This window comes from Aromatoleum sp., assembly GCF_036675785.1.
Lineage (GTDB): Bacteria > Pseudomonadota > Gammaproteobacteria > Burkholderiales > Rhodocyclaceae > Aromatoleum.
Genome location: NZ_JAKFEF010000038.1, coordinates 1 through 24,349, shown reverse-complemented (window position 1 = coordinate 24,349; position 24,349 = coordinate 1). Strand labels below are relative to the sequence as shown.

At 66.4% G+C, this 24,349-nt stretch carries 23 protein-coding genes and 1 tRNA gene; 13 read left to right on the top strand and 11 right to left on the bottom strand.

Features of this window, described 5'->3' with window-relative positions:
* Positions 1-178: 178 nt before the first annotated feature.
* The 3 genes from V6M37_RS09425 to V6M37_RS09415 form a co-directional block, all read right to left on the bottom strand.
* On the bottom strand, positions 179-1,039 hold the full coding sequence (locus tag V6M37_RS09425) for an HDOD domain-containing protein (RefSeq protein WP_332672616.1): 861 nt from the start codon (positions 1,037-1,039) through the stop codon (positions 179-181).
* 79 nt (positions 1,040-1,118) lie between these two features.
* Complete coding sequence (locus V6M37_RS09420; protein ID WP_332672614.1) at positions 1,119-1,727, bottom strand: xanthine phosphoribosyltransferase; 609 nt, start codon at positions 1,725-1,727, stop codon at positions 1,119-1,121.
* Positions 1,728-1,861: 134 nt separating this feature from the next.
* Complete coding sequence (locus V6M37_RS09415) at positions 1,862-3,142, bottom strand: HD-GYP domain-containing protein (protein WP_332672611.1); 1,281 nt, start codon at positions 3,140-3,142, stop codon at positions 1,862-1,864.
* Positions 3,143-3,518: 376 nt separating this feature from the next.
* Here V6M37_RS09415 and ppa point away from each other — a divergent pair, with 376 nt between their 5' ends.
* The gene (ppa, locus tag V6M37_RS09410; protein WP_332672609.1) at positions 3,519-4,046 is read left to right on the top strand and encodes an inorganic diphosphatase; all 528 of its coding nucleotides are present in this window, start codon (positions 3,519-3,521) and stop codon (positions 4,044-4,046) included.
* 55 nt (positions 4,047-4,101) lie between these two features.
* On the opposite strand, the gene V6M37_RS09405 is transcribed toward ppa, so the two are convergent.
* The gene (locus V6M37_RS09405) at positions 4,102-5,241 is read right to left on the bottom strand and encodes a GNAT family N-acetyltransferase (protein ID WP_332672608.1); all 1,140 of its coding nucleotides are present in this window, start codon (positions 5,239-5,241) and stop codon (positions 4,102-4,104) included.
* A gap of 255 nt (positions 5,242-5,496) precedes the next feature.
* On the opposite strand from V6M37_RS09405, the gene V6M37_RS09400 reads away from it, so the two are divergent.
* Together V6M37_RS09400 and V6M37_RS09395 are read left to right on the top strand one after the other, a co-directional pair.
* Complete coding sequence (locus tag V6M37_RS09400; protein WP_332672607.1) at positions 5,497-7,113, top strand: NAD+ synthase; 1,617 nt, start codon at positions 5,497-5,499, stop codon at positions 7,111-7,113.
* A gap of 44 nt (positions 7,114-7,157) precedes the next feature.
* Positions 7,158-7,496 (top strand): P-II family nitrogen regulator, encoded by a 339-nt coding sequence (locus V6M37_RS09395; RefSeq protein ID WP_332672605.1) that lies wholly within the window; start codon positions 7,158-7,160, stop codon positions 7,494-7,496.
* Between the two features lie 54 nt (positions 7,497-7,550).
* On the opposite strand, the gene V6M37_RS09390 is transcribed toward V6M37_RS09395, so the two are convergent.
* Together V6M37_RS09390 and trxB are read right to left on the bottom strand one after the other, a co-directional pair.
* Positions 7,551-8,441, bottom strand: coding sequence for a Smr/MutS family protein (locus tag V6M37_RS09390; protein WP_332672603.1), 891 nt, complete (start codon positions 8,439-8,441; stop codon positions 7,551-7,553).
* Between the two features lie 229 nt (positions 8,442-8,670).
* The gene (trxB, locus tag V6M37_RS09385; RefSeq protein WP_332672601.1) at positions 8,671-9,624 is read right to left on the bottom strand and encodes a thioredoxin-disulfide reductase; all 954 of its coding nucleotides are present in this window, start codon (positions 9,622-9,624) and stop codon (positions 8,671-8,673) included.
* 301 nt (positions 9,625-9,925) lie between these two features.
* Between trxB and V6M37_RS09380 the strand changes: the two genes are divergently transcribed.
* From V6M37_RS09380 to V6M37_RS09365, 4 genes are all read left to right on the top strand, one after another.
* Positions 9,926-10,597: a Crp/Fnr family transcriptional regulator gene (locus V6M37_RS09380; RefSeq protein ID WP_332672599.1), complete on the top strand. Its 672-nt coding sequence runs from the start codon at positions 9,926-9,928 to the stop codon at positions 10,595-10,597.
* Positions 10,598-10,724: 127 nt separating this feature from the next.
* Positions 10,725-13,013, top strand: coding sequence for a DNA translocase FtsK (locus tag V6M37_RS09375; RefSeq protein ID WP_332672597.1), 2,289 nt, complete (start codon positions 10,725-10,727; stop codon positions 13,011-13,013).
* Positions 13,010-13,654: an outer membrane lipoprotein chaperone LolA gene (gene lolA, locus V6M37_RS09370; protein WP_442881004.1), complete on the top strand. Its 645-nt coding sequence runs from the start codon at positions 13,010-13,012 to the stop codon at positions 13,652-13,654. Before V6M37_RS09375 ends, lolA begins: the two co-directional genes overlap by 4 nt.
* A gap of 10 nt (positions 13,655-13,664) precedes the next feature.
* Entirely contained in the window at positions 13,665-14,999 is a 1,335-nt protein-coding gene (locus tag V6M37_RS09365; RefSeq protein WP_332672595.1) for a replication-associated recombination protein A, read from the top strand.
* Positions 15,000-15,011: 12 nt separating this feature from the next.
* On the opposite strand, the gene V6M37_RS09360 is transcribed toward V6M37_RS09365, so the two are convergent.
* A complete protein-coding gene (locus V6M37_RS09360; protein WP_332672593.1) occupies positions 15,012-15,275 on the bottom strand; it encodes a hypothetical protein in 264 nt (87 codons plus the stop codon).
* 257 nt (positions 15,276-15,532) lie between these two features.
* Between V6M37_RS09360 and serS the strand changes: the two genes are divergently transcribed.
* Positions 15,533-16,816: a serine--tRNA ligase gene (gene serS / locus V6M37_RS09355; RefSeq protein ID WP_332672591.1), complete on the top strand. Its 1,284-nt coding sequence runs from the start codon at positions 15,533-15,535 to the stop codon at positions 16,814-16,816.
* A gap of 58 nt (positions 16,817-16,874) precedes the next feature.
* On the opposite strand, the gene mltF is transcribed toward serS, so the two are convergent.
* The gene (gene mltF / locus V6M37_RS09350) at positions 16,875-18,302 is read right to left on the bottom strand and encodes a membrane-bound lytic murein transglycosylase MltF (protein WP_332672590.1); all 1,428 of its coding nucleotides are present in this window, start codon (positions 18,300-18,302) and stop codon (positions 16,875-16,877) included.
* Between the two features lie 161 nt (positions 18,303-18,463).
* Here mltF and V6M37_RS09345 point away from each other — a divergent pair.
* A tRNA-Ser gene (locus V6M37_RS09345) sits at positions 18,464-18,553 on the top strand.
* Between the two features lie 187 nt (positions 18,554-18,740).
* On the opposite strand, the gene V6M37_RS09340 is transcribed toward V6M37_RS09345, so the two are convergent.
* Positions 18,741-19,667 carry an IclR family transcriptional regulator gene (locus V6M37_RS09340; RefSeq protein WP_332672588.1) on the bottom strand — a complete coding sequence of 309 codons (927 nt, stop codon included), beginning with the start codon at positions 19,665-19,667 and terminating at the stop codon, positions 18,741-18,743.
* Between the two features lie 153 nt (positions 19,668-19,820).
* Here V6M37_RS09340 and V6M37_RS09335 point away from each other — a divergent pair, with 153 nt between their 5' ends.
* The 3 genes from V6M37_RS09335 (at position 19,821) to V6M37_RS09325 (ending at position 22,812) form a co-directional block, all read left to right on the top strand.
* A complete protein-coding gene (locus V6M37_RS09335; RefSeq protein ID WP_332672586.1) occupies positions 19,821-20,783 on the top strand; it encodes an MBL fold metallo-hydrolase in 963 nt (320 codons plus the stop codon).
* Positions 20,784-20,893: 110 nt separating this feature from the next.
* Positions 20,894-22,573 (top strand): FAD-dependent oxidoreductase, encoded by a 1,680-nt coding sequence (locus tag V6M37_RS09330; RefSeq protein WP_332672584.1) that lies wholly within the window; start codon positions 20,894-20,896, stop codon positions 22,571-22,573.
* A gap of 11 nt (positions 22,574-22,584) precedes the next feature.
* Positions 22,585-22,812, top strand: coding sequence for a DUF2783 domain-containing protein (locus tag V6M37_RS09325; protein WP_332672582.1), 228 nt, complete (start codon positions 22,585-22,587; stop codon positions 22,810-22,812).
* A gap of 65 nt (positions 22,813-22,877) precedes the next feature.
* On the opposite strand, the gene V6M37_RS09320 is transcribed toward V6M37_RS09325, so the two are convergent.
* Positions 22,878-23,126 (bottom strand): TraR/DksA family transcriptional regulator, encoded by a 249-nt coding sequence (locus V6M37_RS09320; protein ID WP_332672580.1) that lies wholly within the window; start codon positions 23,124-23,126, stop codon positions 22,878-22,880.
* A 293-nt stretch (positions 23,127-23,419) separates the two neighbouring features.
* Between V6M37_RS09320 and V6M37_RS09315 the strand changes: the two genes are divergently transcribed.
* Positions 23,420-23,692: a hypothetical protein gene (locus V6M37_RS09315; RefSeq protein WP_332672579.1), complete on the top strand. Its 273-nt coding sequence runs from the start codon at positions 23,420-23,422 to the stop codon at positions 23,690-23,692.
* Positions 23,693-23,780: 88 nt separating this feature from the next.
* On the opposite strand, the gene V6M37_RS09310 is transcribed toward V6M37_RS09315, so the two are convergent.
* On the bottom strand, positions 23,781-24,349 hold a 569-nt coding region (locus V6M37_RS09310), incomplete at its 5' end, for a LysR substrate-binding domain-containing protein (RefSeq protein WP_332672578.1).

The following is a 24,349-nucleotide window of genomic DNA, read 5'->3' as shown; positions in this document are numbered from 1 at the left end:
GCCGGCGCGCCTCGGACGGGCGCTTCACGTCGCCCTCGGACCGCTGCACGATTTGCGTCGGGAAGCCGACTCGCCGCAGCGGCGAGCCCGGCATTTTAGCGAAAAGACGCCTTCACGGGCAGAAGGCGCAAATCACGGAAGGCGCGAAAAACCCGCGACGCTGCGGCCGCCCGGCGGGTCAGCCGCACACCGCGGCGAGCACGAGCTGTCGCTCGATCTTCGCGCGCTCGAGCACCGCGACCATCTCGGACCGGTCGACGCCGGCCGTCGACGTGTCGAGCAGCGCGGGCCGGCGCTGGATACCGAGGAGCGTTTCGAACGGGTTCGGTGTCTCGGCCGCCAGCGAAGCCACGAAGACGAGGTCGGCGAGGGTCGCCGGCGGCCAGGTGCCGCCGTACGGGTTGTCGTAGTCGAACGCGTCGAGAATGATGTCGGGGAGTTCGAAAACTTCCAGAATCGCGCGGGCGACCGGATCGCTCCAGGTCGACACGAATTCGGCGAAGCGGTCGAGGTTATTCTGCAGCGCCGGGTAATCGGCGGCGCGTGCGACGAGGAAAAACTGGCCGATGTCGATCATCATGCCGCTGAACATCGCGGTGTCCGGATTAACGATTTTCAGCTGCCGCGCGAGCGCGTAGGCCCATGCGGCGACATCGACCGAATGCATCCACAGGCCCGACGCGACGAGGCGCAGGTTACGCGACCGATGGTCGGCGGCGAGCTGCTCGGCGGCGACCGCGAACGCGAGGCAGCGCAGCGCCGACAGCCCGATGCGCCCGACCGCGTCCTGGACGTTCGTCGTCGGCGAGCCGTAGGGATTCAGCGCGACCGCGTTCGCCATGCGGACAACTTTCGCCGCGAGGACGGGCTCGGCCTTAACGACGTTCGCGATCTCGTCGAGCGTCGAGGCCGCACTGTCGGCGAGGCGCTTGATCCGCAACGATACGTCGAGCGACGTGGGGAAGCTCAGCTGTCCCCTGTCGAGTTCCTGCTCGATGCGCTCGCCGAACGCGAGCGCCTGGGCTTCGAAGTCGTGCATGTCTGTCCCCGATGGATCCGTCTGAAAGGAGTTTAGCGCGCCGCGCGAAGCGCCGGAGAACGCGTGGCTTTCGCGCGGATCAGTCGTTGTGCGCCAGGATGGCCTTGCCGTTCTCGAGCTTCTCGATCTGCGCGAGCGTGGCGACCGGAACGCCGAGCTGCTCCATCAGTTCGTGGCCTTTCTTGAACCGCTTCTCGACGATGAAGCCCGCTCCGAGGACTTCCGCGCCGGCTTCGCGCGCCATTTCAATCAGCGCGTGCGCCGTGCGGCCGTTCGACAGGAAGTCGTCGATGACGACGACGCGGCTGCCTTGCGGGATGTAGCGCTGCGACAGGACGAGCTTCGTGTCGCCGCCCTTCGTCGGCGACGGAATGACGCGCGACAGCGCGGGCGATTCGACCTGCGGCGCGTATTTCTTCGCGAACACCAGCGGAACGTTGAGCGCCTGGGCGACCGCGAGTCCGGGCGCGATGCCGCTCGCCTCGGCGGTCAGGATCAACGTCGGTTGGTACGCGGACAGGCGGCGCGCCAGTTCGCGGCCGAGTTCGGCGATGAAGACCGGTTCGATGCGGTGATTGAGGAAGTGATCGATCTTCAGGATCTGGTTGCCGATGATCGTCGCTTCGGTTTCGATGCGGCGGACGAGCGGAGGAAACGCGGCGTTGAGTTCGGAAGGGGTGTTGTACATGAGGGTCCGTCGACGAATCGGCCCCCTCGACGGGGTCCGTGGCGCGCATTCTAGCCCAGCCGAAACCGGCGATGTGACGGCGTTGCGGCGTGTGTCCGTGCCTCGGGCGGTGGCTGGCGGTATCCGGCTGGAGCCTAGCCGGCGTTGGCCGGGACAACGGGATCCGGGTGGCCGTCGAGCGCCTCGATAAGCGGCGCGAGAAGCGTCAGCGGATCGTTCTCCGCCTTCGCTTCGGCGCGCAGGTGCAGGTTGCGGGCGAGGTTGCGCATGCGCCAGTCGACTTCCTTGACGATGAGGCAGACTTCCGCGACCAGTTCCGGCTCGAACGCGTCCTTTCCGAGCGCGCCCGCTTCGATCGCGCCCGTCGCCCGCAGCGATTTGATGAGGTTCTGCAACTGCGCCAGCGCGAAGGCGGAGGTCTGCCGGACGACCGGATCGGGCGCTGCCTGCAGTGACCGTGCGCGCTCGATCGCGACCTCGAGCTGGCCGCAGGTCGCCGCGATGCGGTCGAAACAGCTGCAATCCTCCTGTCCGTCGAATCGGTCGTCGTTCTTGCGCAGCCCCTGCGTCACCGCGGCGACGGCGTCCCGGTCGAATTCTTCCGGCACGATGCGCAGCGCGAGCGCCGCTCGCAACGGCGCGCCGCAATCGCCGCGCGACAGAATCGCGCCGACCGAGTCCGCGACCGCGAGCCAGCCGCCGAGCTTATGGTGCTTGCTCCGTTCGAGCTGGTTCGGATAGCCGCTGCCGTCGCAGCGCTCATGGTGGTGGGCTACGCATAGTCCGACCGCGGCCGGAAGGGTCGTCAGTTCCTGGATCAGCAGCTGGCCGACGCGCGGATGGCTCGCGACGTGCTTCCATTCATGCGGCTGCAGGCGCCGGCTGCCCTGCAGGTAGTCGGGATTGATGTACATCTCCCCGAGATCGTGCAGCAGCGCCGCCATCAGCAGGTGCTGGGCGTCGAGTTCCCCGGCTCCGAGCCGCGATGCGATTCCCGCGCAGACCAGCATCGTCGACAGCGAGTGGTGATAGCTGCGGCTGCCGCTCGCGTGTGCGGACGTCAGCAGCAGGCGCAGCGGCTGCGGCAGGGGAATGGTGCGGAGCCCGTTCAGCAGGCCGAGCGCGTTGCGGTCGACGAGGCGGCCGAACAGCGGGTTTTGTTCGAGATGGGTCCGGCACGCGTCGATGACATCCGGGAATCCGACCGCGCCTTCGACGGCGAGCGTCGCTTCGAGCGGCTTCGCGAGCTTGCGGCGCAGCAGCTTCTCCTGCAAGTCGGCAGGGACGGGCTTGCCCTTCGCCCACAGCTTCATGCCGCGCTCGTCGAAAATGTCCTCGGCCGCTTCGATGGTATGGGTTTCGGCGAGACGGACGATACTCTTCAGGCAATGCTGGTTAACCGAATTGAATAGCATGATGAGCGGCTCGAGGATTCTCTCTTGTGGACCGTCGTGTGCATCGCACTCGCCGACCCGTCCCGATCTGCCGGCGTCCGGCAAATGGACGAATCGCGCACCGCGTGGGCAAGTCCGCGGTGATGCTATCACCATTGGACGCGGCAGGCCGTGTTCCCCGTCACGGCGGACGCCTCTCGCGATCATGTCAAGCGGGTGGCAGTGCGGGCGCGCTCTTCCCGCTGTCATCGTCCCGCCGCGAGAGGGCGATCCCGATGTCGTCGCCTGCAGGGCCCCCGGCGCGGACTCGGACAGATGTTGCGACATTTCATCGCGGCCACTGGCGAACGTGTTTCCACTTATAATTCGCGCCACTTTTTCCAAGGGAGAGGGAATCATGGGTTTCGACCTCGTGAAGGCCGGCAAGGACGTGCCGAACGACATCAACGTCATCATCGAGATTCCGGCGCAGGCCGATCCGATCAAGTTCGAGGTGGACAAGGACAGCGGGGCGGTTTTCGTCGATCGCTTCATGGGCACGTCGATGCGCTACCCGATCAACTACGGCTATGTGCCGCATACGGTCGCCGGCGACGGTGACCCGGTAGACGTGCTGGTCGTGACCCCGTTCCCGCTGCTGCCGGGCGTCGTGATCCGCTGCCGTCCGGTCGGCGTGCTGAAGATGGAAGACGAGTCGGGCATCGACGCGAAAGTCGTCGCGGTGCCGGTCTCGAAGCTCACCCCGATGTACGACAAGGTCCAGACGATCGACGACCTGCCGGAACTGCTGATGAGGCAGACCGTGCATTTCTTCGAACACTACAAGGACCTCGAGCCGGGCAAGTGGGTCAAGGTGACCGGTTGGGGAACCGTCGACGAGGCGAAGCAGGAAATCCTCGACGGCCTGAAGGCCGCCGCGAAGTAAGTTTCGCGTCCCGGCAATGACGACAACGGCCCGCAGCACGCGGGCCGTTGTCGTTTCAGCCGTCGCGCGAAGCGGTGCGAAACGGCGAGCGGTCGGCGAGCTCGTCGAGGTAGAAGTCCATTCCGGCCCGCTCGTGCGCGAGAAAATGGTCTACCGCGTCGCGGAAGCGCGGATCGCGGATCCAGTGCGCCGAGTGCGTGACGACCGGCTGCAGCCCGCGGGCGAGCTTGTGCTCGCCTTGCGCACCGCCCTCGAAGCGGTCGAACCCGCCCTGGATGCAGTAGTCGATCGCCTGGTAGTAGCAGAGTTCGAAATGCAGAAACGGTAGATGCTCGACCGCGCCCCAGTAGCGGCCGTATAGCGCGTCGCGATCGCAGAGGAAGAACGCGCTCGCGACCGGAGTATCGTCCCGTAGCGCGAGCAGGAGGCGGACGCCATGCGGTGCCCGCCGCGCGAGCTCGACGAAGAATTCCAGGTTGAGGTACGGCGTCGAGCGATGCAGCGCGTAGGTCAGGGCATAGCAGCGGTGGAAGAAGGCCCAATCGGCCCGTCCTGCCGTCGTGCCGTCGAGCCAGCGGTATGTCAGGCCATGGTCCGCGGCGCGGCGCCGCTCCTGGCGGATCTTCTTGCGCTTGTCGTGAGTCAGGCTCGCGAGAAATCCGTCGAAGTCGCGATACCCCGCGTTCAGCCAGTGAAACTGCACGCCCTGGCGGATCAGGAGCCCCGCGTCCCGCATCCATCCGGTTTCGGTGTCGTCCGGAAACAGCACGTGCAGCGATGACAGTCCGCTCTCGTCGGCCATCGCGAGGACGGCGGGCAGCAAGGCCTGCCGGGCGGCAGCCTCGCGCCCGAGCAGGCGCACTCCGGGAACCGGCGTGAAGGGAGCGGCCGCGAGCCATTTCGGATAGTAGGCGAGGCCGTGGCGGGCATAGGCTTCGGCCCAGGCCCAGTCGAAGACATATTCGCCATACGAGTGGTTTTTCTCGTACAGCGGCATCGCGGCGACGAGCGCGTTGCCGTCCGAGAGCGTCGCATGGCGCGGCCGCCAGCCGGTGCCCGGGCCGACGCAGCCGGTCGCTTCGAGGGTGGCGAGAAACGCGTGCGACAGCGGCGCCTGGCCGTTGCCGAGCGCGTCCCATTCGACGGTGTCGATCGCGGACAGGTCGTCGACCAGGCGAAGGCAGAAAGAAGTCATCGGCAATCCGGACGGTGTGCGACGAATGCGCATTTTCCGCCGTTCGATGTCGAAGGTCAGCCCGACGCGGACGTCCGCTGCTCCGGCGACCACCATCTGCCCAAATTTTGGGCACGGTGGCATTTTCCTTGCGAGGGGGACACTTGGGTGCCTTGCCCACGTCTTATCCACAGCTTTTCCCACGTCCGATGTGGGTGAATCGCGCGTACGGGCCGGGCAAGCTGCAGTCGCGCGCCAAGCGGTATAGTTGCGCCCATGGACAAAACGCTCGCTATCGCCGTCGCCCAGCTGAATTTCACCGTCGGCGACCTTACCGCCAATGCGGACCGGATCATCCGCGCCCTCGACGAGGCACGCGCGGCCGGCGCCGACCTGCTGCTGACGCCCGAGCTCGCGCTTTCGGGTTATCCGCCCGAAGACCTGCTGCTGCGGCCCGACTTCTACCGCGCCTGCGCGCGCGAAGTCTCGCGCATCGCCGGCCACACCCAGGGCATCACGCTCGTGCTCGGTCACCCCGAGGAGCGGCGCGACTGGCGTTACAACGCCGCGTCGGTGATCCGCGACGGCGAGGTCGTCGCGACTTACCACAAGCATCTACTGCCGAACTACGAGGTGTTCGACGAGGAGCGGTATTTCGACCACGGACTCGCGGCCTGCGTGTTCGACCTGAACGGCATAAAGCTCGGCGTGAATATCTGCGCGGACCTGTGGGAGTCCGGTCCCGCCGAACTCGCGCGCGCGGATGGCGCGCAGCTGCTGCTGGGCCTGAACGCGTCGCCGTATCACATGAACAAGCTCGAGCGCCGCTACGAAGTGCTGCGCGGCCGCGTCGCCGATACCCGGCTCCCGGTCGTCTATTGCAACATGGTCGGCGGGCAGGACGAGCTGGTTTTCGACGGCGCGTCGTTCGCGTTGAATGCCGACGGCACGGTTGCCTATCAGTCGGCCGCCTTCGAGGAGCGCGTGGACATCGTGCGCTTCCGCGGCGAGCGCTGGGAGCCCGCCGAAATCGTCGAAGCACGCCCGATCGAGGAGGAGGTCTACGAAGCGCTGAAGACGGGGGTGCGCGACTACGTCGGCAAGAACGGTTTTCCCGGCGCGATCATCGGACTTTCCGGCGGCATCGATTCGGCGCTGACGCTGTGCGTCGCCGTCGACGCGCTGGGCGCGGAGCGGGTGCGGGCGGTGATGATGCCTTCTCCGTATACCGCGCAGATGAGCCTCGACGATTCGCGTGCCCTCGTCGAGAACCTCGGCGTCCGCTACGACGAGATTCCGATCGAGCCGGCGATGACGACCTTCGCGGAACTGCTCGCGTCGCAGTTCGCCGGTCTGCCGGCCGACACGACCGAGGAGAACCTGCAAAGCCGCATCCGCGGCATGATCCTGATGGCGCTGTCGAACAAGACCGGCGCGATCGTGCTGACGACCGGCAATAAGAGCGAGATGGCGACCGGTTACGCGACGCTGTACGGGGACATGGCCGGCGGTTTCGCGGTGCTGAAGGACCTCTACAAGACCTTCGTGTTCCGGCTGTCGCGCTGGCGCAATACCGTGAGCCCGGTGATGCCGGAAAACATCATCACGCGCCCGCCTTCCGCGGAGTTGAAGCCCGACCAGACGGACCAGGATTCGCTGCCGCCGTACGACGTGCTCGACGCGATCATAGAAGCCTACATGGAGCGCGACGAGTCGCCGCGGCAGATCATCGCGCGCGGCTTTCCCGAGGCCGAAGTGCGGCGCACGGTCGCGATGCTGAAGCGCAACGAATACAAGCGCCGCCAGTCGCCGGTCGGCATCCGCGTTACGAAGCGCGGATTCGGCCGCGACTGGCGTTATCCGATAACATCCCGCTATCAGAATGAATACTGAACGGCGCGATCCGTTGCCGCCTTCCACGCCACGAGGAGAATTCAATGAAGAAGATCGAAGCCGTCATCAAGCCGTTCAAGCTCGACGAGGTCCGCGAAGCGCTGTCTGAGGTCGGGATCGCCGGTCTGACGGTGTCCGAGGTCAAGGGCTTCGGCCGCCAGAAGGGGCACACGGAGTTGTACCGCGGCGCCGAATACGTCGTCGATTTCCTGCCCAAGATCAAGGTCGAGATCGTCATCGGCGACGACCTCGTCGATCAGGCCGTCGAGGCGATCATCAAGGCGGCGCGTACCGGCAAGATCGGCGATGGCAAGATCTTCGTCAGCGCGGTCGAGCAGGTCGTGCGCATCCGCACCGGCGAGACCGACGAAGCGGCGATCTGATTTTTTCGCGCTTTGCTCGGAGGGGGCGCTGTCCGTCGCCGGCGCCCTGCATCTTCACTCGCGCCCCGGATTTCCGGCGCGCAGCAGCACGAGCAGCGCGCCCGAGCCGCCTTCGTACGGGCCGGCCTGACAGAACGCGAGGATTTCCTCCCGCTGCGCGAGCCACCCGCGCGACAACTGCTTCAGGATCGACAACTTTCCCGGCGAACCCAGTCCCTTGCCGTGAATCACCCTGACGCAGCGCCTGCCCTGCTGCAGGCTCGCGGCAAGGAACTGCCCGAGCGCCTCGCGCGCCTCCTCGCGGTTGTAGCCGTGCAGGTCGACTTCGCCCTGCAGGACCCATCGCCCGCGCCGCAGGTCGGTCAGCACCCGGCGCGGCAGTCCCGCGCGTAGGAAGACCGCCTCGTCCCCCATCTCGAGCCGGTCTTCGAGGCTCATTGGCGCTTCGAGCGATTCGCGCAACGCGGCCTGCTCGTCTTCGCGGTGCTGCACGGGCTCCGGCCGCGGCGCGGGACGATCCAGTTCGGCGCGGTTGCGCGTGTCGACCGGCTGGGCGCCGCGCGCGGCGTGCCTAAAAAGCTCGGCGGGGTCCGCGAGATCCGCGTCGGGCAGTAACAGCACTTTCCCGGGTTCGTCGATGCCGATTTCCGGCCGGTCGCGGGAGTGCAGCGGATACGCGGATCGGCGAGCGAGCGGAACTTCGGCGCGATCGTTCTTCTTCAGCGGCGTGACGTCGCCGATCGCGAATCGGAAGAGGGCGCGTTCGTCCTGCGGGTCGCGCTTCGCCGGGCGCACGTCCGGCGGCTCGCCTTCGGGTACGGGCGCGCGCGGCCGGGGGACGGGTTCCGGCTTCGGTGCGGCGAGCTCGGCGCGGCGCGTTGCTTCCGGCAGCGGTGTCACGTCGCGGACTTCGTCGCGGAACAGCGTCGGATCGTCAGCGGGCAATGCGGACGGGCCGGAGGTTTTCGGCGCGCCGTCGTCGGCGTGGCGCTTCCGTGGCAAACGACCGGAAGGCGATTGCGTGGGTTGGGCCGCCGGCTTCGTGCCGGCGCCCGGTGGGGATTGCTTCAGCTCGCGGCGCAGTGCGGCAAGCTGGTCGAAGGCGTTCGACCGACGTCCCGGCCGGCCCGCCGTTTTCTCCGTTGCAGGGCGGGGCGGCCGGGCCATTTCGTCCTCAGCTGCCCAGCGCGTCCAGGTAGCGTTCGGCGTCCAGCGCGGCCATGCAGCCGGTGCCGGCCGAGGTGACCGCCTGGCGGTAGATGTGGTCCTGAACGTCGCCGGCCGCGAAGACGCCCGGAACGCTCGTCGCGGTCGCGTCGCCTTCGCGTCCGCCCTTCGTGATGATGTAGCCGCCTTCCATCTCGAGCTGGCCTTCGAAAATGTCGGTGTTGGGCTTGTGGCCGATCGCGATGAACACTCCCTGCAGCGCGACGTCGCGCGTCGCGCCGGTGTTCGCGTCCTTGACCCGCATCCCGGTCACGCCGCTGTTGTCTCCGAGCACCTCGTCGAGCGTCGAGTTCAGCGCGAGTTCGATCTTTCCGGCCGCAACCTTTTCCATCATCTTGTCGATGAGGATCTTCTCGGCGCGGAATTTCTCGCGGCGGTGCACGACGGTGACCTTCTTAGCGATGTTCGCGAGGTACAGCGCTTCCTCGACGGCCGTGTTGCCGCCGCCGACCACGGCGACGTCCTGGTTCTTGTAGAAGAAACCGTCGCAGGTCGCGCAGGCCGACACGCCGCGACCGGAGAATTTTTCTTCGGACGGGATGCCGAGGTACTTCGCCGTCGCGCCGGTCGCGATGATCAGCGCGTCGCACGTGTATTCGCCGGCGTCCCCGACCAGGCGCAATGGCTTTTCGCCGAGCTTCACCGTGTGGATGTGATCGAAGATCATCTCGGTGTTGAAGCGCTCGGCGTGCTTCTGGAAGCGGACCATCAGATCGGGACCCATTACGCCTTCGGCGTCCGCGGGCCAGTTGTCGACATCGGTCGTGGTCATCAACTGACCACCTTGCGCCAGACCGGTGATCAGGACCGGGCTCAGATTCGCGCGCGCGGCATACACCGCAGCGGTGTAACCGGCGGGACCGGAACCGAGAATGAGCAGGCGGGCGTGCTTCGTCGTCATGGCTTGGTCTTCTATCTGGTTGGCAATTGGCGAATTATAGCCGAGCGGCATCCTGCCCCGGCCCAATGGGCGCGATAGCGTGAAGCAATCAGAATCGCTTTTCTGTAACGTTCGTTTCGAACTGGCGCGACCTTTGTTTGCACTTCTGCAGCCACCGGGGCGACTGGCCGCTGCGGCCTCGCGCGATCACCGCGCCCCGGCGGGGGGGCCGCGGGAGATATTCGTCTATACTTCGTGCGGTTCTACGTCGACAAAATTTCCGACCTCTGAATCGACGTCGGCCTGCCGCCCCGGAGATGACATGACGCAGTCCAATGCCGTTTCGACAACTGCCTTGAGGACCTTTCCGCTTTTCCACGGCCTGTCCGACGACACCCTCGCGGTCGTCGCCCGCTCGGCGATGATGCGCCGCGTCCCGCGCGGCCAGAGCGTGATGCACGCCGGCGAGCGGACCGACTACGTGTATTTCGTGCTGACCGGCAGCCTCAAGGTCGTCGTCAGCGACGAGGACGGGCGCGAAGTCATCCTGAGCATCCTCGGTCAGGGCGAACTCTTCGGCGAGATGGGCATGTTCGGAGAGCAGCCGAGGTCGGCGTCGGTCATCGCGGTGATGCCTTCGGACCTCGTGATGATCGCGAAACAGGATTTCCGCGCGATCATGCACGACAACTTCGAAGTCGCGTGGCGGATCATGTGCAATCTCGCGGACCGGCTGCGCAATGCCGACCGCAAGATCGAGAGCCTCGCGCTGATGGACGTGTACGGGCGCGTCGCGCGGCTGCTGCTCGAAATGTCGGAGGACGTGCACGGCGAGACCGTCGTCGTCCGCAAGATCACGAAGCAGGACATCGCGAAGATGATCGGCGCGTCGCGCGAGATGGTCAGCCGGGTGATGAAGGATCTCGGCGCGCAGGGCCTGATCGAGGAGACCGCGCGCGGCATCGTGCTGCGCGAGCGCCTGCAGGAACTCTGAGCGTCGGCCGCGTCTGCCGCCGCGTTCGCCCGAGGGACCGACGATCTGGCAATAGTCGCCGCGGCCAGACCGGCCGTCACTTATAATTCCGCACGCTATTTTTCCTCCCGGATTTTCGCCGCTCCCGATGTCGTCCCGTCTGTCGCACCGTTCCCAGCCTCTTCCGGAAAAGATCTCGCTCTTGCTGCAGGAAGCCCGCTGGCTGATTCTCGGGGTGATGTCGCTGTACGTCGGCCTCGTCCTGCTCGGCTACAGCAAGGCCGACCCGGGATGGTCGCACGCTGCCGAAGTCGCGCGGATCTCGAACCCCGGCGGTCGCTTCGGCGCGTGGCTCGCCGACCTGCTGTTCTATCTGTTCGGCGTGTCGGCATGGTGGTGGGTCGTCTTCCTCGGCTACGGGCTGGTCTGGGGCTTCCGCCGGCTGCGCAACCAGGTGCAGCTCGACAAGCGCTCGTTCTTCATCGTGCTGACGGGTTTCTTCGTCGTGCTGCTCGCGAGCAGCGCGCTCGAATCGCTGCGCTTCCATTCACACGGCGCGAGCATTCCGCTCGCGCCGGGTGGTCTCGTCGGGCTCGAACTCGGGCTGATCGTGCAGCGCTACCTCGGATTCACCGGCGGGACGCTGCTGCTGCTCGCGCTCTTTGCGTCGGGGCTGAGCCTGTTCTCGGGGATCTCGTGGCTGTCGGTGATCGAGGAGATCGGGCTGTCGGTCGAGCGGGCGTGGGTCGCGACGCAGTACGCATTCGGCGGCTGGCGTGACCGCAAGGCCGGCCAGCAGGTCGCCCAGAAGCGTGAAGCGGTCGTCGAGACGAAGCGACGCAAGACCGAGGTCGCCCCGACCGCGCCGCTTCGCATCGAGCCGATTGCCGCCGATGTGCCCAGGTCGCCGCGCGTTGAAAAGGAGCGCCAGCAGCCGCTGTTCGTCGACCTTCCTGCGGGGGCGATTCCGCCGCTGTCGCTGCTCGATCAGCCGTCGGGCGACGTCGAACCGCCGTCCGCCGAGTCGCTGGAGTTCACGTCGCGGCTGATCGAAACGAAACTCGGCGACTTCGGCGTCGAGGTCAAGGTGCTCGCGGCCTATCCCGGTCCGGTTGTCACGCGTTACGAGATCGAGCCGGCCGTCGGCGTCAAGGGCAGCCAGGTCGTGAACCTCGGGAAGGATCTTGCGCGCGCGCTGTCGCTCGTGTCGGTCCGCGTCGTCGAGACGGTGCCGGGCAAGTCATGCATGGCGCTCGAACTGCCGAACCCGAAGCGCCAGACCGTGCGGCTGTCCGAGATCCTCGGCTCGAAGGCCTATTACGACATGCACTCCGCGCTGACGGTCGCGCTCGGCAAGGACATCGGCGGGCTCCCGGTCGTCGCCGACCTCGCGAAGATGCCGCACCTGCTCGTTGCCGGCACGACCGGCTCGGGCAAATCGGTCGGCATCAACGCGATGATCCTGTCGTTGCTCTACAAGTCCGAACCGGAGAAGGTGCGGCTGATCATGGTCGACCCGAAGATGCTGGAGCTCTCGATCTACGAGGGCATCCCGCACCTGCTCGCGCCGGTCGTGACCGACATGAAGCACGCGGCAAACGCGCTGAACTGGTGCGTCGTCGAGATGGACAAGCGGTACAAGCTGATGGCGGCGGTCGGCGTGAGGAATCTGGCCGGCTTCAACAAGGCCGTCGCCGACGCAGCGAAAGCCGAGAAGCCGATGACGAATCCGTTCGCGATCAATCCCGACAACCCCGAGCCGCTCGAAACCCTGCCGCACATCGTCGTCGTCGTCGATGAACTCGCCGACATGATGATGGTCGTCGGCAAGAAGGTCGAGGAGCTGATCGCGCGGCTCGCGCAGAAGGCGCGCGCGGCCGGCATCCACCTGATCCTCGCGACCCAGCGGCCGTCGGTCGACGTCATCACCGGCCTGATCAAGGCGAACGTGCCGACGCGGATCGCGTTCCAGGTGTCGAGCAAGATCGACTCGCGCACGATCCTCGACCAGATGGGAGCCGAGGCGCTGCTCGGCATGGGCGACATGCTGTATCTCGCGCCGGGCACCGGGTTGCCGGTACGGGTGCATGGCGCGTTCGTCGCCGACGAGGAAGTGCACAAGGTCGTCGACCACCTCAAGCGCAGCGGACCGCCGGACTACGTCGAAGGGATTCTGTCGGCGTCGGAAGAGGAGGTCGAGGCCGCGCTCGGGAGCGGCGACGGCGGCGACGGCGAGGCCGATCCGCTGTACGACCAGGCCGTCGAAATCGTCGTCAAGACGCGCCGGCCGTCGATTTCGCTGGTGCAGCGGCACCTGCGCATCGGTTACAACCGCGCCGCGAGGCTGATCGAACAGATGGAGCGCGCCGGGCTCGTCTCGGCGATGGGCAGCAACGGCAACCGTGAAGTGATCGTGCCGGCGAAGGAGGGCGATTGAGCAAGTTCACACCATGCGCGGCGATCGCGTCGCGGCTGTTGGTCGTCGCGCTGATCGCGGCGACTTCGGGTCTCGCTGCCGCGGCGAGCGGTGTCGCGCAACTGCGGCAGTTCGTCGACCATGCGAAGAGCGCGCAGGGCGAGTTCGAGCAGACGGTGACGTCGGCGTCCGGCCGCAAGCCGCAGCACGCGAGCGGAACGTTCGTCTTCTCGCGGCCGGGCAAATTCCGCTGGAGCTACGACAAGCCGTACGCGCAGCTCCTCGTCAGCGACGGCGACAGGCTGTGGTCGTGGGACCGAGACCTCAACCAGGTGACCGTGAAGCGGCTCGGTGACGCGCTCGGCAGCACGCCGGCGGCGATTCTCGCGGGCTCGGGCGATCTCGACCGGGATTTCGACTTGAAGGAAGCCGGTTCGAGCGGGGGGCTCGACTGGGCGCTCGCGACGCCGAAGCAGGCCGAAACGAGCTTCGCGTCGATCCGGCTCGGCCTGTCGAGTGGTCAATTGAAGCGCATGGAGCTGCAGGACAACTTCGGCCAGACGACGCTGATCGTGTTCACGTCCCTGATCGCGAACGCGCGTCCGGATCCGTCGTTGTTCCGCTTCCTGCCACCGCCCGGCGCCGACGTGATCGGCGAGTGACGCGACGCGGATGTCCGATCTCTTCGATTCCGTCGATCCGCCGCGCGTGCCGCTCGCCGAGCGGATGCGTCCGCGCACCCTCGACGAGGTCGCCGGACAGCGACATTTGCTCGGTCCGGGCAAGCCGCTGAGGCTCGCGTTCGCGTCGGGCAAGCTGCACTCGATGATCCTGTGGGGGCCGCCCGGCGTCGGCAAGACGACGCTCGCGCGGCTGATGGCGCAGGCGTTCGACGCGGAGTTCATCGCGCTGTCGGCGGTGTTCTCGGGCGTCAAGGACATTCGCGAGGCCGTTGCACAGGCGCAGGCCGAGAAAGCGCGCGGACGGCACACGATCCTGTTCGTCGACGAGGTGCATCGTTTCAACAAGGCGCAGCAGGACGCGTTTCTGCCCTACGTCGAGCAGGGCCTCGTCACGCTGATCGGTGCCACGACCGAAAACCCGTCGTTCGAAGTCAATTCGGCGCTGCTGTCGCGAGCCGCGGTCTACGTGCTCGAACCGCTCGACGACGAGGCGCTCGGCGGACTTTTCGAACGGGCGTGCCGTGTGGGCTGCCCCGATCTCGCCTTCGCGGAAACGGCCCGGGAACGGATGATCGGATCCGCCGACGGCGACGCGCGACGGCTGATGAACCTGATCGAGCAGATCCAGGTCGCGGCCGAAACCGCCGGCGTTGGCACGGTGACGCCGGAGTTCGTCGACGAGGCGCTGGCGAGCACGCTCCGGCGTTTCGACAAGGGCGGCGAGGCGTTCTACGACCAGATCTCGGCGCTGCACAAGTCGATCCGCGGATCGAACCCGGACGCGGCGCTGTACTGGTTGTGCCGGATGCTCGACGGCGGCGCGGATGCGCTGTATCTCGGACGCCGCCTCGTCCGCATGGCGATCGAGGACGTCGGCCTCGCCGACCCGCGCGCACTCGAAATCACGCTGAACGCCTGCGCGACGTACGAGCGGCTCGGCTCGCCGGAAGGCGAACTCGCGCTCGCCGAGGCGGCGATATTCCTCGCCTGCGCCGCGAAGTCGAACGCCGTGTACAACGCCTACAACGCGGCACGCAAACACGTCGCCGGCGACGTCTCGCGGCCCGTCCCGATCCACCTGCGCAACGCCCCGACCCGGCTCATGAAAGATCTCGGCTATGGCAACGCGTACCGTTACGCGCACGACGAACCCGAAGCGTACTCGGCCGGGGAAACCTACCTGCCCGATGGCATGGCGCTCCCCGGGTGGTATCGACCGACGCCGTACGGCCTGGAGGCGAAGATCGCCGCCAAGCTGGAACATCTGCGTGAGCTGGACGCGCGCGAGCTTGCCCGTCGCGCGAACGACGCGGGCAAGCCCTGAGGCGGCGGGGGTTCAGTGCGGCAGCGGGTGATCCGCCATGAATCGGGCACATGCGCTCTTCGCGCGCTCGGTCCGGTCCGTCTCGCCGCGCCGGGTGGCGCGGGCGACCAGGTCCTGCATGTAGTTGGTCAACATCAACACCCCCTCGGGTGTCTGGACCATGCCGCAGACAACCTGGGCCGCGGCCGCGTCGGGAATGCCCTCGTGTTCGGCAAACAGCGCTATTTCGTCGTCAGTCAGATCGCAGTAATCGAGGCAATCTCTGATAGACAGCATCGGTATCTCCTCCAGTGTTGCAGCCACCGTCTTCCGCGGTGTGGGGTATGGCCTATTAAGCTTAAGATACGACGTGCCGAAAGCAAGGAAAGTTTGTCCATCGGACACCCGTAAACAATTGATAACGTTAATAGAGTTGTGCGGCGCGGGAGCTCGTTGGGCAGTCGCGAAGACCTTTTCCCCGAAGGGCTTGGCGCCGAAAGCTGAGCCGTCACGTTACCTTCTTCCGCTTTCTCTTTGAATCTTCAGGAATAGTCATGCTTGATATCCAACTGCTGCGCAACCAGCTCGACGCGGTGGTCGCGTCCCTTGCCGGCCGCGGCGCGAATTTCGATCCGCAAGCCTTCCAGAGCCTGGAAAACGAACGCAAGAGCCTGCAATCGCGCACGCAGGAACTGCAGGCCCGGCGCAACGCATTGTCGAAGCAGATCGGGATGCTCAAGGGGAAGGGCGAGGATGCGTCGGCCGTCATGGCCGAGGTCGGCGGAATCGGTGACGAGCTGAAGACCAACGAACAGGCGCTCGCGACGCTGCTCGAGCGCATCAACGCGCTCGTCGCGAGCCTGCCGAACCTGCCGCACGAGAGCGTGCCGATCGGTTGCGACGAGACGGCGAACGTCGAAATCTCGCGCTGGGGCACTCCGCGCGAGTTCGACTTCGCGGTGAGCGACCACGTCGATCTCGGTGCGGGGCTCGGCGGGCTTGATTTCGAAACGGCGGCCAAGCTCTCCGGCGCGCGCTTCGCGCTGATGCGCGGCGGGGTCGCCCGGCTGCATCGTGCGCTCGCGCAGTTCATGCTCGACGTGCACACACGCGAACACGGCTACACCGAGGTCCAGGTGCCGTACCTCGTCAATCCGGACAGCATGTTCGGGACGGGTCAGCTGCCTAAGTTCGAGGCGGATCTGTTCTCGGTCGCGAAGGACGAAGGCCGGCTCTACCTGATCCCGACCGCCGAAGTTCCCATCACGAACATCGTCCGCGACGAGCTGCTGGCGCAGGACGTGCTCCCGCTGAAGTTCGTCAGCCACTCACCGTGCTTCCGCTCCGAAGCGGGCAGCTACGGCCGCGATACGCGCGGCATGATCCGCCAGCATCAGTTCGACAAGGTCGAGCTGGTCCGCATCGAACATCCCGACCATTCGTGGGACGCGCTAGAGGAGCTGACCGGCCACGCGGAGGCGATCCTGCGCAAGCTCGAACTGCCGTATCGCAAGATCGTCCTGTGCACCGGCGATATGGGCTTTTCGGCGGCGAAGACCTACGACCTCGAAGTCTGGCTGCCCGCGCAGAAGACCTATCGCGAGATTTCCTCGTGCTCCTGCACCGGCGCCTTCCAGGCGCGTCGGATGCAGGCGCGGTTCAAGAGCGCGCAGGGCAAGAACGAGCTCGTGCACACGCTGAACGGCTCCGGCCTCGCGGTGGGCCGCACGCTCGTCGCGGTGCTCGAGAACTACCAGCAGCCGGACGGCTCGGTGGTCGTGCCGAAGGCGCTCGCGCCGTGGATGGGCGGCATCGAGGTTCTCGAACCGGTGCGCTGAACCGCGAGCCGACGGGGAACGTCCTGCGTCATCGACGCTCGTTCCCGTCGTGAGCGGTTCAATTCACTGCCCCGCTCGCGATTTTCCGGTTCGACCCGCCGTCTCCGTCGTTCGCGAGTTTCATCCGGAAAGGTTGCAGCGGGGGCGAGTAGGGCGCTTCCAGGCGCACCAGGATGCCGTAGTAGTTCCGGATGTTCTCGGTCATGATCACCGCTTCGCCGCCGCGCGCCGCGCCCGCCTTGAGCCGTGCCGCGTATTCCGGCTTCGACAGCAGCGGCAGCACCGCCTTCATGTCCCACCAGTCCGTGTCGTCCTTGCCGAGTCGGCGGGCGATCGCGCGCGCGCCGTTCATGTGTCCCATCCCGAGGTTGTACGCGGCAGCGGCCATCCAGCCGCGGTCCGGTTCCGGGATTTCGTCGGGCAACTGGTCCCTGAGCATCAAGAAATAGCGCGCGCCGCCGAGAATGCTCGCCCGGGCATCGAGGCGGTCGGCAACGCCGAGGCGATCCGCGGTCTCCGACGTCAGCATCATCATGCCGCGCACGCCGGTCGGTGAGGTCGCGAGCGGATCCCAGTGGGATTCCTGGTACGCCAGCGCCGCGAGCAGGCGCCAGTCGATGCCGGTCTGCGCCTGGGCGTCATGAAAGTGCGCGCGGTAATGCGGCAGGCGACCCTGTACGCGCGCGAGAAAGGTGGTTACATCAGCGTCGTTGAGCCGGCGGATGTGGCCGAAATATCGGTCGCTGAGCCGCGCCAGCAGGTCGTTCCGCTTCGCCTCGTCGAGAAACGCATCGACCTCGCTGCCGAGTTCCCGCGCATCGAGGGCGACGGCCCATGCGATCGACGATTTCAGCGGCAGATCGTATGCGATGCCGAGCGACGGTTCGGTCTGGGCCGCCAACGCGTAATGGATCCGGTCCGTGGCGACGAGGTCGAGCTTGCCCTGCGCGAGCTCCGCGAGCAGCGCCTCGTCTCCGGCTCCGCTCGGGAGATGAAGACTCAGCGCGGGCAGACGCTTGCGGATCCGGTTGAGCTCGTCGACGGCGGGCGAGCCCCGGCGGGCGCTGACCGTGCGTCTCGCCAGGTCGGCTTCCCTGCCGATTTCCGCGCCGTCGGCTCGCCCGGCGAGGACGTAATCCACCACGCGCAACGGGTTCGACCACTTCAGGGGAAGTCGGTCGTTCCGCGCGAGGGCAGCGGCGGCCACATGCACCTCGCCCCGCAGGACGGCGTCGAGCGCTCGCGGGCTGTCCGGGTACACGATGAAGCGCACCGGCACGCCGAGCCGCTCGCCGAGCTTCCTCAGCAGATCGTATTCGAACCCGGACACCTGCCCGTCGCCGTCCTCGCGATACGAGATCGCATCGGGTCGGGTGGCGACTCGCAGCTCGCCGAGTGAGCGGAAGTCGCGGATGCGACCGGGCGTCTCGTCGGGCAGACAACCCGAGAGGAAGAGCAACAAAAGGATCAGCAGGAGGGACCGCAAGAAGGGTCTCCGCAAGGCAAACCCGCGGATTTTGCGCGAAGCCGCAGGGGCGGAGCAATCGCCAGCGGTCGAAGCGGGCACCGAAAGAGAAGCTTATTGTTGTTTTTCGGAAAACCGCTGATATAATGCGCCCTCTCGCAAGTCGGAAGACCTGCGGGCGCGGAGAGGTGGCAGAGTGGTCGAATGTACCTGACTCGAAATCAGGCGTAGGTGCGAGCCTACCGTGGGTTCGAATCCCACCCTCTCCGCCATTTTTTTTGGGCGGTTTTTCAGTTTTCGCCCCCATACCGTCCCGGTACAGAGTCACATGAAGCGACTCGATTCAGGCTGGGGACGGCTTCCTCTTTTCATACCTAACGTTCCTGTCACGGCATTCGGGCAGTCTCCGGAACAACTGACGCAGCCTCATTCCAACGACCCGACCTGGCGATGGGCGGGTCACGGTGCTGCTGTTCGGCTCGATCGCGGGCTCGTCGCCGGGTTAATAGGCGGCGCGCCGTCGGCGACGCCGAGACGCCGCGCGATCGACTCGGCGCAGACGCGCAGCCGCGACGCGGTCGTTCCCTGCCATTCGACATCGAACGTTCCGGTAGGCCCCATCGCCGTCAGCGCGAGCGCAATGCTGCCGCTGTGATTGAAGACCGGGACGGAAAACGCGTTGATGCCGGGAATCGGGTTGCCGATCGCCCGTGCGAGCCGGTGCTCGCGCACTTCGTCGAGGAGTTCGTCCACGGCCTGTCGGCTGACCGGCAACGTGGAGACGGGCGCGGCAGCGAAGCGGGCGATCTCCTCGTCGAGGAGCGGCCGCACGACGCGCTGCGGCAGGAACGCCGCGAAACACCGGCCGGTCGCAGACAGTAGCAGCGGCATCATCACGGTGCCGGGGCGCATGTTGATGTGGATCTGGGTGCTGCATTCCTCGATATGCACGACCGTCGGACCGAGATTGCCCCAGACCGCGACGGCGACGTTCAGTTGAATGTCGTCGGCGAGTTTCGGCACTTCGGCGAGCGTTGCCTTCAGTGGGTCGAGTCCGTGCAGCGCCGCGAGGCCCATGTGCAGCGAGAACGGACCCAGGGCGTAGCGACCGGTCGCGGGGTCCTGTTCGATCAGTCCGAGCTTGCCGAAGCTGACGAGATAGGGGTGCGCCTTCGCTGGCGGCATGCCCGCCTCGCGTGCAAGGTCCCTCAGCATCATCGGCGTCCCGTGGCGTACCAGCGCCTGCAGCAGCGCGCCGCCGACCTCGATCGACTGGATCCCGCGCCGCTCGCCACGTTCGGCGCCGCGGCCCTCGCCCGCGTGCTCGCGTTCGGGGAGCGCGGCTTCACGTTCTCCGACGATCGTCCCGGGGACTATCTGCGTCATCTTCCTCTCCTGAATGGCGCGAAATGGTAGCAGCTTCGACCGAAATCTTTGCCGTCGAAGGTGGATAAAATTTAACATCAACAAAGCGATTGACCATAGACAAACTTGTGACTAGGATTCGAAACACCCCCTCGCAACAGGAGACAGGCTTCCATGACTACAAAGAAATTCGCCTCGCAAGCCGACCTCGAAGAAAAGCAGGTCAGCTGGGACAAGTTGTCGGACAACGCCTACGCCTATACGGCCGAGGGCGATCCGAACACGGGCGTCGTCATCGGTGACGATGCGGTGATGATCATCGACGCGACCGCGACGCCGGTCGCCGCGCAAGGCGTGATCGCGAAGGTGCGCGAGATCACCGACAAGCCCATCAAGTACGTCGTGCTGACGCACTACCATGCGGTGCGCGTGCTCGGCGCGTCGGGCTACAAGGACGAAGGGCTCGAGCAGATCATCGCGAGCCAGGACACCTACGACCTGATTGTCGAGCGCGGCCAGCAGGACATGGATTCGGAGATCGGCCGCTTCCCGCGCCTCTTCCAGGCGGTCGAGAGCGTGCCGGGGCTGACGTGGCCGACGACGGCCTTCAGCGGCGAGATGACGCTGTGGCTCGGCAAACTCGAAGTGAAGATCAAGCAGCTCGGCCGCGGCCACACGAAGGGCGACACGATCGTCTATCTGCCGTCGCAGAAGATCTGCTTCTCCGGCGACCTCGTCGAGGCGGACGCCGCGTGCTACACCGGCGATGCCTACCTCGCCGACTGGCCGGCGACGCTCGACCGGCTCGCCGCGATGCAATTCGACAAACTCGTCCCCGGGCGCGGCCCGGCGCTGATGACGCCGGAAAAGGTCCAGGCCGGACTCGCCTACACGCGCGACTTCGTCTCGACCTTGTACCGCAGCGCGCAGGAAGCCGTCGCGAAAGGCCTCGACCTGAAGGCGGCGATGGCGCACACGCGCGGCAACATGGACCCGAAGTTCGGGCAGGTCTTCATCTACGAGCACTGCCTGCCGTTTGACGTCACCCGCGCGCACGACGAAGCCAGCGGCATCCGCGACCCGCGCATCTGGACCGCGGAGCGCGACCAGCAGATGTGGCACGCGCTGCAGCAGTGATGCGGCGAATCGTGTGCGGCCGGCACTGACCGGCCGGCGAGATAAAGCCGGCGCGGAAGTCTTCCTGAAGAGAGATGCGCCAGAACCCTGACACAGAGGAGGAGACAGTTGTGCTGAGCACATATCAATACCCGAAGTTCGAGTACGTCCGGCCCCCGGAGCTCGTCGATCAGCGCGACGGGCATTACCCTGTGATCATCGTCGGCGCGGGTCCGGTCGGCCTGACGACCGCGATCGACCTCGCGCAGGAGGGGCAGCAGGTGCTGCTGCTCGACAACGACGACACGGTGTCGATCGGTTCGCGCGGCGTCTGCTACGCGAAACGCGCGCTCGAAGTGCTCGACCGCGTCGGCTGCGGCGACGAGATGGTGCAGAAGGGCGTGTCGTGGAACGTGGGCCGCACCTTTTTCCACGAGGAGGAAGTGTTCAACTTCAATCTCTGCCCGCAGCCGGATCACCTGCGCCCGGGCATGATCAACCTGCAGCAGTACTACCTCGAGGACTACCTCGTGAAGCGGGCGCGCGAGCTGCCGAACCTCGAGATCCGCTTCAAGAACAACGTGATCGCAGTGACGCGGGGCGACGACCGTGCGACGCTGCGGGTCGAGACCCCCGACGGCGCGTACACGCTGACGACCGACTGGCTCGTCGTCGCCGACGGCGCGCGGAGCCCGATCCGTCACATGCTCGGGCTCGACGTCGAAGGCAAGATCTTCATGGATCGCTTCCTGATCGCCGACGTCGTCATGAAGGTCGAATATCCCGCCGAGCGCTGGTTCTGGTTCGATCCGCCGTTCCACCCCAACCAGTCGGTGCTGCTGCATCGTCAGGCGGACAACGTATGGCGCATCGACTTCCAGCTCGGCTGGGACGCCGATCCCGAAGAAGAGAAAAAGCCCGAGAACGTCATCCCGCGCATCGAGGCGATGCTCGCGGCACGCGGCAAGGATAACCTGCCGTTCGAGCTCGAATGGGTCAGCGTCTACACCTTCCAGTGCCGGCGGATGAACCGCTTCAACCACGGGCGGGTGCTGTTCGTCGGCGACGCGGCGCACCAGGTGTCGCCGTTCGGCGCGCGCGGCGCGAACTCGGGCATCCAGGATGCCGACAACCTCGTCTGGAAGCTCAAGCTCGTCATCGACGGCAAGGCGCCGGCGACGCTGCTCGACACCTACACCGAGGAGCGCGGTTTCGCGGCGGACGAGAACATCCTGAACTCGACGCGCTCGACGGACTTCATCACGCCGAAGAGCGCGGTCAGCAAGACCTTCCGCAACGCGGTGCTGAGCCTCGCCGGGCACTATCCGTTCGCGCGCGCGTTGGTCAATTCGGGTCGTCTGTCGGTGCCGAGTTTCCTGACCGATTCGCGGCTGAACACCCCCGATGCGGACGAGTTCGCCGGGGACATGGTGCCCGGCGCGCCGATGGACGACGCGCCCGTCGCGACGGCCCGTGGGCAGAAGTGGCTGCTCCATGCGGTCGGCAACCGCTTCCAGGTGCTGTACGCGATCGAGGATGCCGCGGCGCTCGACGCCCCCACGGTCGCAGCGCTGCGCACGCTCCAAGACAGCCCGCTTGCGATCGAGCCGATCGTCGTCGCCGCGCGCGGCAGCGCTCCCGCGGGCCTGAAAACGCTGATCGACACGAAGAGCCGGATCGGCGAACGCTACGATTTGCGGCCGGGCACCGTCTACCTCGTGCGCCCGGATCAGCACGTCGCCGCGCGCTGGCGCGAACTCGACCCCGTCAAGGTGCGCGCCGCCGTCGCCCGCGCCACCTGCAACGCCTGAAGGAGACCGACATGCCGCTCAACACCCAAGTCAATCTGCACGAACCCGGCAAGCGCTACTTCCGCGCGTTCACTCCCGGCGATGACTTCTACGAAGCGCTGATCGAGACCCACCGCGACCTGTCCGACGAGCAGAGCGCGATGGTGAACGCGAAGCTCGTGCTGCTGCTCGCGAACCACATCGGCGACATTTCGGTGCTGCGCCAAGCGATGAAGATCGCTCGCGACGGCGTCGCCTGACGGTCGTCCGATCTGCGGCGCGAGTCGGCCGGCGGCTGACTCGCGCCGTATTCGGGCGACAGGCGTCAGAGGCTCGGCGTCGCGCCGCCCACGTAAGTCTTTTCGCGACGTTCCGCACACTGGATGCAGCGGGTCGCCGTCGGAAACGCGACGAGCCGCTCGAACCGGATGTCGACCTCGCAGTCGATGCACGTGCCGTAGCTCGCGCTGTCCATGCGTTGCAGCGCCGTGTCGATGTCGCCGAGCAGCGTTACGCGCCGCTGCTCCATCGCGTCGCGCAATTGCCGGGTCTGTTCTTCCGTCAGCGTTGCCATGATCGTCGTCTCTCCGTTTATGGCCGACCGCGGCCCGGTCGGCGTGCTTCTGTTCAAGAAGCCTGTAGGCCGGCAATCGAATCCAACCGTTCGCCCTGAGCCTGTCGACGGGCGCTGGCAGGAACGGTATTCCGTTGCCTCATCGATAAGTCACTGACCGTGCCGGTGCGGGCGAGTGCCCGCGACGGATGTTCGCGAATGTGGTTCCGTGCGCCGGGACGTTACCGTCCGGTGGAACGCCGCTGCGCGCGGATGGTCCCTTCGGAACCGGATAGAACGGACGGGAGCCGGTCATGCCGCTGTCCCCGCTGGACCTCGCCGAAGCGACGCAGACGGTCGAAACACTGCTCGCCCGGCTGGAACTCGACGCCTTCCTGTTCGCGATCGAACACAACGAGCGCGGCTGGGAGCTGCGCGTCGAATGCGCGGCCGACGACGGCTGGGTCGCCGAAACGATCGCGCTCGGGGATGAGTTTCCCGACGCCTCCGAGGCCGACACACCGTTGCGCGACCAGCTGTTCGCGCTGCTGATCGAGCGGCTCGGGCACTGCAAGAAGCGCAGCTGATGAAATGGGTGACGCCGGAGGCGGAGCGGGCGCGGGTCGGACTGAGCTTCGAAGTCCGACGCGTCGCTCGTCGTCCGAGCTGCATCGGCTACACGCTGTAGTCCTCGTGCTCCGCGACGTGTCGCCGCAGGAAAACGCGGAACCGCTCGGCTGCCGGCGACAAGGAGCGGCCGCTGCGCGTGAACGCGTAGAAGTTGCGAGTGACGGTCGGCTCGACGACCGGGCGCATCGCGAAGCCGTAACGGCGCACGAGCGACCCGGCGTACGGAATGCAGACGGTGATGCCGAGCCCGGCCGCGACCATGCTGAGCGCGGTCGACATGAACGTGACGGTCGTAGCCGGGGTGAGGTCGAGGTCCCGGAACGCATCGCGCAGGTCGCCCGACAGACGCTGGACGAACTCCCCCTTCAACGTGATCAGCGGATGGTCGACGAGTTCGGCCCAGCGCACCTCCTGCTGCGCCGCGAGCGCGTGGTCCGGCGGGAACACCGCGTAGAACGGCAGCGTGAAGAGCGTCTCGGCGTCGATGTCGGAGTTCGGGTCCCGTTCGGGCCCGACGCCGAGGTCGACTTCGCCGGAGAACACGCGCGACACGACACTCTCGACGGCGCAATCCACGAGATGGATCTCGACGTCGGGGTGCTCGCCGCGGTAGC